15 protein-coding genes are annotated in these 13,653 nt (G+C 61.3%); 3 read left to right on the top strand and 12 right to left on the bottom strand.

The genetic code is table 11. The annotated features are described in order from the left end of the window. Nucleotides 1–37 precede the first annotated feature (37 nt). From SynRS9907_RS03435 to SynRS9907_RS03410, 6 genes are all read right to left on the bottom strand, one after another. Nucleotides 38–1,426 (bottom strand): MFS transporter, encoded by a 1,389-nt coding sequence (locus tag SynRS9907_RS03435; RefSeq protein ID WP_188021819.1) that lies wholly within the window; start codon nt 1,424–1,426, stop codon nt 38–40. A gap of 64 nt (nt 1,427–1,490) precedes the next feature. Continuing rightward, nucleotides 1,491–1,874, bottom strand: coding sequence for a cyclic nucleotide-binding domain-containing protein (locus tag SynRS9907_RS03430; RefSeq protein WP_115132113.1), 384 nt, complete (start codon nt 1,872–1,874; stop codon nt 1,491–1,493). 14 nt (nt 1,875–1,888) lie between these two features. Continuing rightward, entirely contained in the window at nt 1,889–3,061 is a 1,173-nt protein-coding gene (locus SynRS9907_RS03425) for a transaldolase (protein ID WP_114987958.1), read from the bottom strand. A 48-nt stretch (nt 3,062–3,109) separates the two neighbouring features. Beyond that, entirely contained in the window at nt 3,110–4,915 is a 1,806-nt protein-coding gene (locus tag SynRS9907_RS03420; RefSeq protein WP_188021818.1) for a penicillin-binding protein 2, read from the bottom strand. Continuing rightward, on the bottom strand, nt 4,915–5,403 hold the full coding sequence (locus tag SynRS9907_RS03415; protein WP_370586620.1) for a hypothetical protein: 489 nt from the start codon (nt 5,401–5,403) through the stop codon (nt 4,915–4,917). Before SynRS9907_RS03415 ends, SynRS9907_RS03420 begins: the two co-directional genes overlap by 1 nt. A 3-nt stretch (nt 5,404–5,406) precedes the next feature. Beyond that, on the bottom strand, nt 5,407–6,669 hold the full coding sequence (locus SynRS9907_RS03410) for a CPBP family intramembrane glutamic endopeptidase (protein WP_188021817.1): 1,263 nt from the start codon (nt 6,667–6,669) through the stop codon (nt 5,407–5,409). A gap of 76 nt (nt 6,670–6,745) precedes the next feature. Here SynRS9907_RS03410 and SynRS9907_RS03405 point away from each other — a divergent pair, with 76 nt between their 5' ends. Then, nucleotides 6,746–8,074 carry a histidine phosphatase family protein gene (locus SynRS9907_RS03405; protein ID WP_188021816.1) on the top strand — a complete coding sequence of 443 codons (1,329 nt, stop codon included), beginning with the start codon at nt 6,746–6,748 and terminating at the stop codon, nt 8,072–8,074. 4 nt (nt 8,075–8,078) lie between these two features. After that, nucleotides 8,079–9,344, top strand: coding sequence for a dihydroorotase (locus tag SynRS9907_RS03400; protein ID WP_188021815.1), 1,266 nt, complete (start codon nt 8,079–8,081; stop codon nt 9,342–9,344). Here SynRS9907_RS03400 and lepB read toward each other — a convergent pair. Beyond that, on the bottom strand, nt 9,334–9,999 hold the full coding sequence (gene lepB / locus SynRS9907_RS03395) for a signal peptidase I (protein WP_188022340.1): 666 nt from the start codon (nt 9,997–9,999) through the stop codon (nt 9,334–9,336). The genes SynRS9907_RS03400 and lepB overlap by 11 nt on opposite strands. A gap of 78 nt (nt 10,000–10,077) precedes the next feature. Between lepB and SynRS9907_RS03390 the strand changes: the two genes are divergently transcribed. Continuing rightward, on the top strand, nt 10,078–11,583 hold the full coding sequence (locus tag SynRS9907_RS03390) for a hypothetical protein (protein WP_188021814.1): 1,506 nt from the start codon (nt 10,078–10,080) through the stop codon (nt 11,581–11,583). Here SynRS9907_RS03390 and SynRS9907_RS03385 read toward each other — a convergent pair. The 5 genes from SynRS9907_RS03385 to SynRS9907_RS03365 all read right to left on the bottom strand — a co-directional run bounded on the left by SynRS9907_RS03385 (nt 11,546) and on the right by SynRS9907_RS03365 (nt 13,543). Further along, entirely contained in the window at nt 11,546–11,908 is a 363-nt protein-coding gene (locus tag SynRS9907_RS03385) for an arsenate reductase family protein (protein ID WP_188021813.1), read from the bottom strand. The two genes, SynRS9907_RS03390 and SynRS9907_RS03385, sit on opposite strands and share 38 nt — an antisense overlap. 3 nt (nt 11,909–11,911) lie before the next feature. Further along, nucleotides 11,912–12,271 carry a 2Fe-2S iron-sulfur cluster-binding protein gene (locus tag SynRS9907_RS03380; protein WP_114987966.1) on the bottom strand — a complete coding sequence of 120 codons (360 nt, stop codon included), beginning with the start codon at nt 12,269–12,271 and terminating at the stop codon, nt 11,912–11,914. Between the two features lie 69 nt (nt 12,272–12,340). Further along, nucleotides 12,341–12,850 (bottom strand): inorganic diphosphatase, encoded by a 510-nt coding sequence (locus tag SynRS9907_RS03375; protein ID WP_188021812.1) that lies wholly within the window; start codon nt 12,848–12,850, stop codon nt 12,341–12,343. Next, nucleotides 12,792–13,013, bottom strand: coding sequence for a hypothetical protein (locus SynRS9907_RS03370; protein WP_186494766.1), 222 nt, complete (start codon nt 13,011–13,013; stop codon nt 12,792–12,794). Before SynRS9907_RS03370 ends, SynRS9907_RS03375 begins: the two co-directional genes overlap by 59 nt. Before the next feature lie 125 nt (nt 13,014–13,138). Beyond that, nucleotides 13,139–13,543, bottom strand: coding sequence for a resolvase (locus SynRS9907_RS03365; RefSeq protein ID WP_255445979.1), 405 nt, complete (start codon nt 13,541–13,543; stop codon nt 13,139–13,141). Nucleotides 13,544–13,653: the final 110 nt, after the last annotated feature.

Below are 13,653 nucleotides of genomic sequence, written 5' to 3'. Positions count from 1 at the left end.
GACACGGTTCTAGTGGATCCGGAGCTCCAGCCAAGCTTCAATCCACTGCCATGTCCATGACATCGGAAAAGCGGGTTTTCACCGTGTTGCGGAAACCCACCACATCCAAACGGCGCGTCATCAACGCGGCAGCGAGGAAACAAACCATCTGCAGGCCGAACACGCCGCCATAGGCAGCAAACAAATCACCTCCGTTCCAGGCTTTGAGCAAGGTGAGCAGCCCGCCTCCACTGATGGTGGCCAGGCCGCAGGAATAGGCATATCCCGCCCCCCAAACACCAAGCAGAAAGCCGGTGCGGCCGGGCTGCACAAAGCTGAACATCAAGGTGAGGCAGGCATTCATGCACACCCCAATCGACAGGCCAAACAAACCAACGGCTGTCCGCAACAGGAGGATGGACTGGCCAGAACCGGCCCAAAGCATCAACAGCAACGCCAAAGCAGCCAACACTGCACCCACCCGGGCCGTTCTGATGTTGCCGGCACGCTCAATCAAGCAGAAGCCACTCAGACCCAGGCCAGCAAAGAAGCCCAGGGCAATCAACACATTCAGCGATGTGGTGGCACAAACACTCATGCCAAAGACGGCGGCGCCATAGGGCTCAAGCACCGCATCATTGAGGAACATGCTGAAGGTGAACAGGCACAGCACCCCGAGGAAGCGGCCGGCCTGGGGGAGGTTGCGGAGTTGCAACAACAACTGGGGCAAAGCCAACCGCTGGGGGACATCGGGGGGGGCCTGCCCGGCAGTCAGGATCAAGCCTGTGGTGCGGCGCTCCATGCCGAAGACCGACACCACCCCAAGCCCCAGCAACAGCAGCGGCGTCACCAGCGACAGACGCTCCAAACCAGTCAGCACCGCAGTTCTGCTGGCACCAGCCGCACAGGCACTGCCGAACACCTGATTCACCAGAACACTTCCCAGCAACACCCCCAGGAGACGCATCCCCCAAACCACCGACAGCACCCGCGGCCGTTCGGCTTCCGTGGTGCGATCCGCAATCAAGGCTGAAAACGCAGTGCCACCCGCGGCAATCGCGGTGCCGATCCCAACAAAAACCAGGATCAACAAACCCATCAGCAGCGCATTCAGCTCACCGCCGGAGGCCTCCATGCTGGTGGCCAAGCGCAGCACCAGTTGGCAGGCAACACCGAATAACAGGGCAATCGCCACAGTGCTGCTGATTATGAAAGGCGTGCGCCGTAGCCGGCTGATGGGGATGCGATCGGAACGATGGCCGAACCAGGCGCGGGTGAACCCCATCAACTGCTGACCACCAACGGCAACAGCCGCCAGCACCGCCGGGACCTGAATGTCTTGAATCAACAGACGATTCAGAAGTCCCAGGATCAGGACGCCGAGAATCCCCATGCTGAGCTGGAAAAAACCCAACTGCAGCGCCAGACGCAGGGGACGGCTGTGCACCAAGCCAGACTCAAAAGTTGAGCAATTATGCCGTTTTCGCTTTAAAAATCGCCCCGCCCATCGATCATCCGTCGGCCAACTTGATGTCCCGCAAACGGGCATCAATCGATGCGAGGAGTTGCACTGCGAACATCGGCGTCTCCTGAACCGCAAACAGGAACTTGTCGCGGTTCATGGCAATCAAACGGCAATCACTGGTGGCCGTGGCGGTGCTCAGACGCTGATGGTCCTCCATCACCAAGGCCCCTGCGCCGAACACATGACCCACAGGGATGTCTTCATGTCCCTCATGGCCTGCTGAATCGATCCAGGTGAGCCGCACCGATCCCTCCAGCAGGCCATACATGCAGGTGCCGGTTTCGCCGGTACGAAACAGCACGTCACCCTGGTTGAGATGAATCACTTCGGCCTTGCTGGCCAAAGCACGCATGGTGTCGAGCGCATGCATGGAACCAACTCGACTCAGACAGAGGTCAGCGTCAGAGCTGCGCCAAAGCCTTGGCGCACGTCCTCCTGAGAGATCAGGCCGTCGTGGTCCTGATCGAGGGCATCAAAGATGGCATCACTGCCGAGCCATTCGTCGCGGGTGATCGAGCCATCGCCGTTCATGTCGTTGAGCATGAAGATCTCGGAAACGGCATGGCGGAAGGCGGATCCACCCTCCAGTTCAGCCAGACGATGGGCCAGTTGATGCTCCAGCGTTTCAATGGCTTTGCTGAAGCCTTTAATGCCCTCGGTGAGTTTGTCGCTGGCCATCCGATCGTCCTGCATCAGCGCATCAAAGGTGGCGCGATCGACGTGGATCTTGGCTTCGCCATCGGTGGGATGGGTGGCATCCAATTTCTGGGTCAGCACAGCATCAGTCTCACGGAGCTGATCCAACAACTTCGGTGAAATCGTGAGCAGATCACAACCGGCCAACTCGGTGATCTCATCAATGTTGCGGAAGCTCGCCCCCATCACCTCCGTGCCGTAGCCGTGGGTCTTGTAGTAGTTGAAGATCTTGGTCACCGAAATCACACCCGGATCCTCAGGGCCGGGGTAGGAGTCGCGCCCGGTTTCAGCCTTGTACCAATCCAGGATGCGCCCCACGAAGGGGGAGATCAAAGTGACGCCGGCTTCGGCACAGGCAACGGCCTGACCGAAACCAAACAGGAGGGTGAGGTTGCAGTGAATCCCCTCTTTCTCCAGCACCTCGGCGGCTTTGATGCCTTCCCAGGTGGAGGCAATTTTGATCAGAACCCGATCGTTGCTGATGCCGGCATCGTTGTACAGACGAATCAGCTTGCGCCCTTTTTCAATCGTGGCGTCGGTGTCAAAACTCAGGCGAGCATCCACCTCCGTTGACACTCGACGGGGAACAATCTTGAGAATCTCTTTGCCGAAGATCACACTGATCTCATCGAGCGCTTCGCGCACCACGTCTTCCACCGCTGCATCGCTGCCCATCAACTTGCGCGACGACCGCAAAGCCTCATCAATCAAGCTCTGATAAGCCGGAATCTGTGCAGCAGCCAGGATCAACGACGGGTTGGTGGTGGCATCCCGAGGGGTGAACTTGCGGATCGCCTCCAGATCACCCGTGTCGGCAACGACCACGGTCATTTGGGAAAGCTGATCGAGCAGGCTGGCCATGATGTACGACGGCTCAATACCCGTAACGTAGCCGCGCTTTTTGATGCGTCAGCTGTTCAAAAGCTTGTTCAATTCAGCAGGTTTTGAGGGGGCAATGCGCTCCACAACCAGCAAGGCATCAATGATCTGTTTGGCGACAGGAACGGCCACGGTGGAGCCATAGGCGTGTTCACCTTGGGGCTCATCCACCACCACAAACACCACGTAACGGGGATTCTCGATCGGCAAGGTCGCCACAAAGCTGCAGATCTTTGCTCCTGGGAGATAGACCCCATTCAGGGCCTTCTGCGCCGTTCCTGTTTTGCCACCAATTCGGTAGCCGGGTGTTTTCACACCCTTGCCACTGCCCTGATCCACCACAGATTCCATCCACTGGAGCACCGTGCGCGTGACCTCCGGGTTCAGCAACTGCTGACCACTGGGTGCCGCCGCCGGAGCCAAGGCATCACCCGAGCGGAAGCCACGGGTGATGTGGGGACTGATCAACTTGCCACCGTTGGCCAGCATCCCGTGGAGCTGCACCAGCTTGAGCGGTGTGAGCGAAAACCCCTGACCAAAGGCCGTCGTCGCCGGCTCGATCGGCTGACTGGTGAACTGCTTCTTGCTCTTGAGCTGACCAGCAACCGCTCCAGGGAGGTCGGTGTCAGGACGCTGATTGATGCCAAGACGCTCCATCCAGTTCCAGTAGGCGTCGTCGTCGAGACGGCGCATGGCCTGGACCATGCCGACGTTGCTTGACACCTGCAGCACGGTGGCGAAATCCACCAAACCATGGGCTTTTTTGTCGTGGTTGTTGATCGGCCAACCACCAACCATCAACTTGCCCACATCATTGACCCGATCCGTGGCCTGAATGGCACCGTCCTGGAGGGCCAGAGCCAGGTTGATCGGCTTGAACGTTGAGCCTGGTTCATAGAGATCCTGAACAGACCATTCACGAAACCGCCCCGTGGGGAAGTCCCAGTAGCGGTTGGGGTCATAGGTGGGTGTCGATGCCAGCACCAACAACTCACCGTTGGTGGCATCCATCACGATTGCGGCGCCCTTCTGGGCTTTCCACTTGGCAACCTGCTCCGCAAGAGCTTTGAGGGCCACCTGCTGAAGCCTGGAATCCAGCGTCAGCTGCAGGCGTAAATCATCGCCATAGAAGGCTCCCGGGGCGAGGTTGGCCGGCAATGGCGTGCCATCAGCACCCCGGCGGAGGTATCGGGTTTGCTCATGGCGAGCCAGATCCCCATCACGGCTCTGCTCAAGACCCGCTTGAGGTTGCCGCTCCGCATTGAGAAAGCCCACCACGTTCGCGAACAACGACGCCTGGGGGTACACCCGCTGGGGATAGGCCTCCAGATCCAAGCCGCTGATTCCAAGGGCCCGGATGCGATCGGCCGTTTCGGGATCCAGCTCCTCAGCCAATTTGATCCCCGAGGCCTGGGTTCCCATGGCCCTCAGCAGCGCAGGCGCAGGACGAGCCAAGGGATCGGCCAACACCGCCGCCACATCTTCGGCAGGGCGAACGAGGTTGGGGGCATCTCCCGGCATGTTGAAGTAGCGGGGATGGGCCCAGAGCCGGAACCGCTTTTCATCCATCGCGACCAAACGGCCGGTGCGATCAACAATCGGACGGCGTTGCCCCAAGGGTTGGGTGCGCTGGGTTTGCAGCTGACGGGCACGCTGCTCCAGGTCGGGGGCTTGCACCAACTGCAGCCAGGCCATGCGACCCACCAGCCCCAGCAAGCCTGCCGCCAGGATCCAGAAAATGATCCAGAGCCGCTTGGGGGGGACCTGGGTCAGGGGAACGACCCGCGCGCGGGAGCGGCGCGAACGGATGGGTCGACGCCCTGAAACCCGTGTCATCAGTACCCCGCCCGGATGGGCTGATTCCCCAGGGCCTCAAGCGATGCCATGGGCGAGGAGGCGGAGGCTTGCAACGCGCCCAGATCAGGGCGATCAAGATGAACAAGATTGGCCACCTGCGTTGGCACCAGGCGGTTGGGCTGCTGAGACCGCAGCAACAGATGCTGTTCCATCACAGCGGTTGATTCCGTCAACCGGTGCGCCTGGGTTCGGGTTGCCTCCAGCAGGCGGAAGGCCACAGTCCAGCGATGCTGCCAGTGCAGCGTGAGACCAGCCAGAACGGCAACCGCCGCAATCAATCCCAGCAGCGTGCCGTCCATCAGGCGATGGAGTCCCCCAAGAAGAGGCGAGCGTCGTGCAATGCGTCCGGAGGACAGTGAACCTTGAATCAGCTCGAAAGCCGTGGTCGATGCACGCTGTTCCGGAGCGGCAACCACCGGGATCACAGGCGAATAGGCCAGTGAACCACCTGCAGAAAGGCGGGGCAAGGTTCAGAGCAGCAGCAGGTTCAGGAACGTCACGGCGTTCCACAGCCCATGCATCAGCACCGAAGGCCACAGGCGTCCGCTGCGCAGCCGCACCAAACCGAGCCCAACCCCCAACACCGTGAGCGGCGCCAACTCGCCAACACTGATGTGGGCCATGGCAAACAACAGGCCACTGAGCAGGACCCCGGGGAGGGGACCAAGTCGCATCGCCAACACCGGCAGCAAGGCACCGCGGAAAATCGTTTCCTCGAACAGCGGCGCCAGCACAACCGCAGTGAGGGCAAGCAAGGCCAGGGCAAGCGGATCACGGCTGCCAAGCACCAACTCCAACAGGGGATTGCTGCCCCCTGGATCACCGACCAGGCGCACAAGCAACCACCCCGTGAGCATCACCACCGGCGTCACCATCAACCAGCCCGCCAGGGCATCCCGCAGAGCTGAAAGCAGCGGACGCACGCGCCACTGCATCCATCCCCCCAGTGGTGCCCTCTCCTGGGGCAACGAACGCAGTTGCCGCCAGAGGATCAGCAGGCTCGGCAGTGCCATCACGCCGTAGTTGATCACCACACTGACGGCTTCACGACGAGGACTGCCCAGCCCCGCCGTCAGTGCACCCACCAACGGGAACGCCACCAGCGGAACGCCAACGGCACTGATCACCACAAAGCCACCGGCCACCAGCAGGGCCATATCAACCAGGGTCAGCTCCGGCCCCTGAACATCGGACCAGGCCATCAGCCGACCTCGCAGCAGACGCCAGGCCTGACCAAGCAGCAACAGTCCACCGAGCAGGGCCGTCACCAGGGGCAGCACCGTGCTGACGGCCAAACGGAACGCCGCTTGCCCCGCGGCTGCAGCATCGATGCAGAGCGTCGGGTCAGAGGCGCCCGCTTCGCAATGCAACTGCTGGAGCAACGGGTCGTCGCCTTGGCGATCGAGCTCCGCTGATGCGGAACCTTGGCCCTGCAACAGCAGAAGCATCTGTTGCTGCCGCTCATTGCGCTCCTCTGGGCTGATGCCCTCCAGGGCCTTGAGCAGCGCATCCCGCGGCGACTCCCCCAGGAGAGCGTCCCGCAACGGAGGAGGCACCGCTGGTTCAGCCAGAAGCGTCAGCTCCTGCTGCTGAAGGCTCAGGGCCGGTGCCACCGAAGGTCGCGAGAGGCTGTCCATCAAGCCCGACAACCAGATGAAACCGGCCAAAGCGAGGGACAAGGCCGCCAGAAGTCCCTTCCAGCGCGGGGAAACCGGTTGTGGGGAACTGGGCACCAGCGGGCGTCAACTGCCCACGATTGTCCCCCCGAAAGGACGCTTCCATACGATGGCCGCGCCCTGACGCTGAACCGTGCCCCTTCGTCTTCTTCTGGTCCGCCACGGTCTCAGCAGTTTCAACAAGGAACGGCGGATCCAGGGCCGCGATGATCTCTCGAACCTCAGCGAGGAGGGGCATGAGCAGGCCCGGGCCCTGGGCCGCTCGCTTCAGGACGTGAGCATCCAGGCCGTCTACAGCTCCCCCCTGCAGCGGGCGGCTGCGACGACGGCGAGCCTGCTGGAGACCCAAGGCGGCCAGGCCCCAGATCCAGTCTTTGATGACGGACTGCTGGAAGTGGATCTTGAGCCCTGGTCCGGCCAGACCATCGACGAGCTGATGCAAGGCTCAACGGAGGCCTACAAGATCTGGAAGCAGCGGCCCATGGAGCTGGAGCTCCAGCGCCGTGATGGTTCGAGCTACAAGCCACTGCCTGAGCTGATGGAACAGGCGCGGGGCTTCATCAGCACGCTGTTGGAGCGCCATCCCGCCACCGGCAACGACACGGTGCTGGTGGTGGCCCACAACGCCATCCTGCGCTGCCTGATGCTGGTGCTGCTGGGGGAACCCGACCACGGCTTCCGGCGTCTCCGCGTCGACAACACTTCCCTTTCGATCTTCAACATCCGGCCGGGAGACAACGGCCCCCAGGTGCAGATCGAATGCCTGAACAGCACCACACACCTGCAACCGCTGCCGGAGAAGGGCAAAAACGCCAGGCTGATTTTGGTGCGCCACGGCGAAACCGACTGGAACAAAGCCGGGCGCTTCCAGGGGCAGATCGATATTCCGCTGAATGAGAACGGTCGCCGTCAAGCCGCGGCCGCCCGCGATTTCCTCAAAGACATCCCCATCGATCGGGCCTGGAGCAGCACGCTGTCGCGCCCAACCGAAACGGCCCAGATCATTCTCGAGGCGCATCCCGATGTGCCCCTGACCCAGATCGACGGACTGGTGGAGATCGGACACGGAGTCTGGGAAGGCAAGCTCGAATCCGAAATCAGAGAGGACTGGTCGGAGCTGCTGGACACCTGGAAACGGGCGCCGGAAACCGTGCAGATGCCTGAAGGGGAAACCATTCAGGACGTGTGGGCCCGTTCCGTCCGGAGCTGGGGGGAGATCGCTGGCGAGCTGAAGCCCGAGGAAACGGTGCTGGTGGTGGCCCACGACGCCGTCAACAAAACGATCCTCTGTGACCTGTTGGGACTGACCCCGGCCGACATCTGGGCCGTCAAACAAGGCAACGGTGGTGTCACGGTGGTCGACATCGCCGCCGATCCAGGCCAGCCTGCAGTGGTGACCTGCCTCAACCTCACCTCCCACTTCGGAAGCGTGATTGACCGCACGGCAGCAGGCGCTCTCTGACGTCATGAACGACACCTTGCTGCTGGATCCGGTGCGCGTCCTGCGTGGCCCCGGACATTCAGTGCAGCTCGGTGCAGTCCTGATCCACCAGGGGGTTCTCGTCGGCTTTGACGACGAGGCCCGGCAGCAGGCCCAGGGCCTGAGCATCAAGGCCAGCCCAGCACCGGATCAACTGGTCGCCCCCTGCCTGGTGGATCCCCATTCCATCCTTGAGACCCCCTTCAGTGGGGATCAAGAAACAGCCGTGAGCCTGCGCCACTGTGCCGCCGCAGGGGGCTATGGCCAGATTGGCCTGCTTCCCCGCAGCAGCAGCTGGCGCGATTGTCCGGAGCGGCTCCAGGGATTCAGCCTCGAGCAGGATCAAACAGCAACGGTTCGTCTGCACCTTTGGGGAGGCTTCAGCCGCGGCGGCAAGGCGGATGAACTCGCCCCCCACGGCGATCTTCTCGAACACGGTGCCATCGGACTGGCGGACGATGACGCCATGGTTCCAACCCCGTTGCTGGAACGGGGACTGCTGCTCGGAGAAATGGGGGGATGCCCAGTGCTCGTGGCACCCCGGGATCCCACGCTGCAGGGGGAGGGTCTGGTGCGGGAAGGCGTGGAGACGCTGCGGGCCGGGTGGCCAGCGGATCCAATCACCAGCGAGACCGTTCCCCTCAGCCAGTTGCTGCTGCTGCATCAACGCCATCCGGAACGACAGCTGCGGCTGATGAACCTCTCCACAGCAGCAGCGGTGCAGCAGCTTTCAGCCTGCGAGTTCCCGCCCCTGAGCAGCGTGAGCTGGTGGCATCTCCTCACCGACCGCAGCATGCTGGCCAGCAGCGATCCGGGCTGGCGCGTCTGCCCCTCCCTCGGTGGTCCGGACGATCGCGAGCAGTTGATCCAGGCCGTTCAGCAGCAAACGATCACTGCCTTGGCTGTGCATGCTGTTCCTCTGGATGCTGAGGACATGCTGTTGCCGGGCGATCAGCGCCCCGCAGGCCTCAGCGGCCACCATGTGGTGCTTGCTGCGCTGTGGAATGCCCTGGTGCGGCCGGGCCGCTGGACCGCGGAAGATCTTTGGCAGGCCCTCAGCTTTGGGCCTTCGGCTCTGATCGACCAGCCCCCTGAACAGCTTGAGCAGGGCAGCCGGCGCTGGCTGCTGTTCGATCCGGATCAACGCTGGACCATCAGCAGCAACACCCCCGGTGCACCGCGTGCCGCCAACATTCCCTGGCTGGGCCGCGAGCTTCAGGGACGCGTTGTGGCCTGTGGCCTCAATTGCTGAGCGAACCGATGCGCGAAGGGGGCCAAAAGCGGAAGACGGCACGGCCAATGATCTGATCGTCTGGCAAAAACGGGCCGCCTGGCCAACGACGGGCATCCTGGCTGTTGCGGCGGTTGTCGCCCAGAACAACAACGTTGCCTTCGGGGACCACGGCGTAGAGGCCCTTGCAGCCAATCATTCCGTCTCGATCGGAGCAGAAGTTGGTGACGTAGGGCTCCTTGAAGGCCGTGCCGTTGATGCTTACGGCACCACGGCTGTTCACCTCCACGACATCACCAGGGACACCCACCACCCGTTTGATCCAGGCCTCACATTCGGGATAACGCTGCAACAGCACACGATCCACAACCCAGCTGATGCCCGGGAAGGTAACGAAGCCGCACTTCAGTGGATTGGGTTGCCCACCCTCTAATTTCCACACAGGATCAAAGGCACTGGGGGAATTGAACACAACGATCTCCCCCCGCTGAGGAGGTCGGGAGCGGTAGGACAGCTTCTCGACGATCAACTTGTCGCCCACCTGAAGACCCGGCAGCATTGATCCCGAAGGGATGTAGCGGGCTTCAAAGGCGAACTGCCGAAGCAGGAGATACAGCGAAACCGTGAACAGAAAAGGGGCCCAGAACTCCCAGATCGCGCTCACTCTGCCCTTCACATCGGAAGGTTCTCTCTCCGCGTTCAATGTGGGCAGGCTCAATCTTTCGACCCACGATAGGGGGAGCCTGCAGGCCCCATGATCCGTCCACGCTGGCAAGCCCTCAAGCCCCAACACGGCCTGTTCAGCTGGCGCCGGTGGGACCAGGCCATTGCTGTCATCGCTGCAGTCAATCTCACCTGGGTCGCCATCGACCTCACCTACATCCCCCTGCGCAACTTCTGGCTGCAGCGCAATCTTTATCCGGTGCCATCGCTTCCCCTGGTGGTTCCCCTGCCCTGGCTACCGGACATCACCCCGTGGCTGGATCCCCTCAAGGGCATCGAGCCCCATCGCGACACCGAGGCTTACCTCAAGGCCTACACCGCCCTGGATCAGGCCCTGCAGCAAAACGGCCCGCGCACGGCGGAAAGCAACGATCTGCTGCAGCACCAGGTGGTGCTCACCACAGCGCTGATGGACAGCAATCCGTTCATCAGTTCAGGCCAAGCCGGCGCCCTTGAAAAATTCAAGAACCGACTGCGCGCCCGCACCGGCCTGGAATCAGCCCGTGACTCCGCCAACCTCCTCCTGAGCCCCGAACATCTGGAACGCTCCCCCTGGAGCCAGGAGCGTCAGTTCTGGAGCCAGCAGATCCTTCCGCTGGTGGAAAGCAACTACTGGCGAAGCATCGATGAAAACGGCCGCCCCAGCGATTTGAGCTGGCGCATCGACACGCCATTTCAACTGCTGTTTCTGCTCGACATTCTTCTGCGTGCCTGGCGCCTGAAACAGCGCTATCCGGCGATCCGCTGGCGCGATGCCCTGTTACGCCGCTGGATCGACCTGCCCCTGCTGCTGCCGTTTGCGCGCTGGCTCAGGGTGGTTCCGGTCACAGAACGGCTTTGCGGAGCGGGCCTCTTGCAACTCGAACCGCTGCGTGCCGTGATCAGCCGCGGCGTGGTGGCCCTGTTGGCTGTGGAGCTGTTTGAAGTGATCGCCATCAGGGTGGTGGATGCTCTTCAGCAACTGATCCGATCACCACAGCTGCCGGAGAGGATTCGCGGACTCTGCAGCTACAAGAGCAGTGATCTGAACGATGAGCGGGAAGTGATCGAGCTGCTGCGGTTGTGGCTTCCCCTTCTGCTCACCCGCATTGGCCCGGCCATGCGACCGCAACTGCAAGCCGTGATCAGCCATCTGGTGCAGCAGAGCTTGGACCGGAACGTGGTGCCGGATGCCCTGCGGCGGCTTCCTGGACTGCAAAACGCCGAATCGGAATTCAGCCGCCAGCTGGCAGAAAGCATGGTGACCTCCGTGCTCGACCTGTCCAAGGGAGCAGGAAACCGCATCGGTCAGCGGGATCCGGTTTTGGAATCGCTTGGATCCGAAGCCTTAGATCGGCTCTGGGAAGAGCTGGCCCACACCCTGGAACAGGGGCCTGTGCTGAGCCGCAGCCAGGATCTGCTGGTCGCCCTCCTGGAAGAGATCAAACGCTCAAGCTTCCGTCAGATCCGCGACCAAGGCGATGTGAACGCCCTGATCAGCGAATTGGATGGCTTGAACTTCAACCCTGGAAGGCCGACTCCCAAAGATCAGGCTTGAAACCGGTCAAATACGTGGAGGAATTCACCTCCACGAACGGACGTTTGATCAACTTGCCATCGGCAGCCAAGGCCTCGAGAGCCTCGTCATCTGACAGTGCCTTCACTGCTGCCGCGCCCATGGCGCGATAGCTCTGACCACTGGTGTTGAACAACAGCTTCCTATCGCCGAGGGATTGGTGAGCGGCCACCAACATGTCCTTGGACGGTGGAGTCAGGGTGATGTCGTGCACTTCATGGGCAATGCCTCGCTCAGTAAGCCAAGTCAATGCCTTTCGACAGGTGCTGCAACGGTTGTAGCTGTAGACCTGGAGAGTTCCGGCCAAAACTCAGCGGCCGAACAGGGATTTGATCGCACCAACGAGGCTGTTGGAGCCGCGGCCCACACCTTCAGCGGGACGGGTGCGAACGGTGACATCACCAAACACTGTGGTGCGGCAGCTCAGGCGGAAGTTTGCAGGACGGTCTGCCAAATAGACCTCTTCAACGTCGCTGCGGGGGGAGAGGTTGGCTTGCCCTTCAACCACCTCCATCACGCAAGTGCCGCACTGACCAACGCCACTGCAGTTGTTGAGGTTGTTGAGACTCTTGTAGGGGTTGACGCCCGCATCAAGTGCAGCCTTACGCAGATTCGCGCCCTCGATGCAGCCAACCTGCTGGCCTTCCTGCTCGAATCGGATGGTGGGCACGGTTACCGCAAATCTCTGTGCGCACCAACTTACAAGCATCCGGCCTGATCACGGGGCTCTTGCCTGAGATCAATCGGCTGCATTGATGCAGGAATCAAGCAACGGCTGAACCGCATCGAGGTCGCGCCATCCATCAATCGACACGACGCTGCCCTGCAACGTGCGGTATGTCCTGAAAAATTCCGCAACGTCCTCCAGCTGGGATGCGGCGATCTGACGAATGCTTCGGATCTCGTCCTGACGGGGGTCTGCGTCCGGGACACAGAGAATTTTCCCGTCGTAAACATCCCGGTCGTGGAGGTCCAACACGCCGATGGGGCGAGCCTTGATCAGGCAACCAGCGAAGGTGGGTTCAGCCATGATCACCATGGCGTCGAGGGGAGATCCATCCGCCGCCAACGTGTTGGGGATGAAGCCGTAATCAAAGGGATAACGCACTGAGGAGTGCATCACCCGATCGAGAACCATCACGCCGGCTTCGGCGGAGTACTCGTATTTATTTCTGCTTCCTGCCGGAATCTCAACGATGAGATTCACCAAGCCTGGCGAAGGTGACGGGGGGAGCTGATGGAGATCCATGCCGATCCGAAGCGGTGGGGATCAGTCGCGGAGAAGGAAAGGTTCGATCCGTGATCACAGCCACGAGAGGAGCACTGAAACTGACGACAGCAATCAGCAGTCCTTTGATGGCCGTCAATGAGGCGCGACGACTGAACGGCTCATCCGCCTCCGAAGACGCCATGGCGTCATCGTGAGACGGGTGGGGAACATCTGAGGCCATAAAGCGGGGAGCGGGAAAGCCCCCTCCTTCTTTAACAAGGTTGTTCAGTTCATTCTGTCACTGCCAAAAGCAGAACGCACCGATCATTAAGCGGCGGGCCGATCCTGCTGGTCGAGACGTGAACTCAGATCAGAGGGTGATGCCCCACTCGCCTCGAGATGGGTTCGGATCAGTCGAAGCTCCTCAAGGATCGATCCCAGGATTTGCTGGGTCGCCGTTGAAGGGGAATTGAGTACCTCAACGGTGACTTCCTTGATGCGTAGTACATCTTTGGCGAAGCGCGCCACCTCGTTGGGGTGGAACATCAGCGGATCTTTCTGATCGCTGCGGTACTCCGGGTTCAGCTTGCGGGGATTGAACGGAGGGTTGAGGTTGCGAGGATCTGTGTTGGTGTAGCGATACACCGAAGCGCGAGAGCGGTTCAGGGATTTCTGAACGTCGTCAATTCCCACCAGGGCCTCAGCTTGAACCGAAGCGGAGGCCGGATCCATGGAAAGTTCGGTCGCTTGTTGAACGCTTGTCGCCACAGATTCAACGGACCGAGGAAACATGAGACGGGCCTAGGACAGGCTGGATTGAGCTGGACGGTAGCAGCCGAGAC

The organism is Synechococcus sp. RS9907 (assembly GCF_014279615.1).
GTDB lineage: Bacteria > Cyanobacteriota > Cyanobacteriia > PCC-6307 > Cyanobiaceae > Parasynechococcus.
The sequence above is the reverse complement of the archived record's forward strand: the minus strand, read 5'-3'. Positions and strand labels throughout refer to the sequence as shown.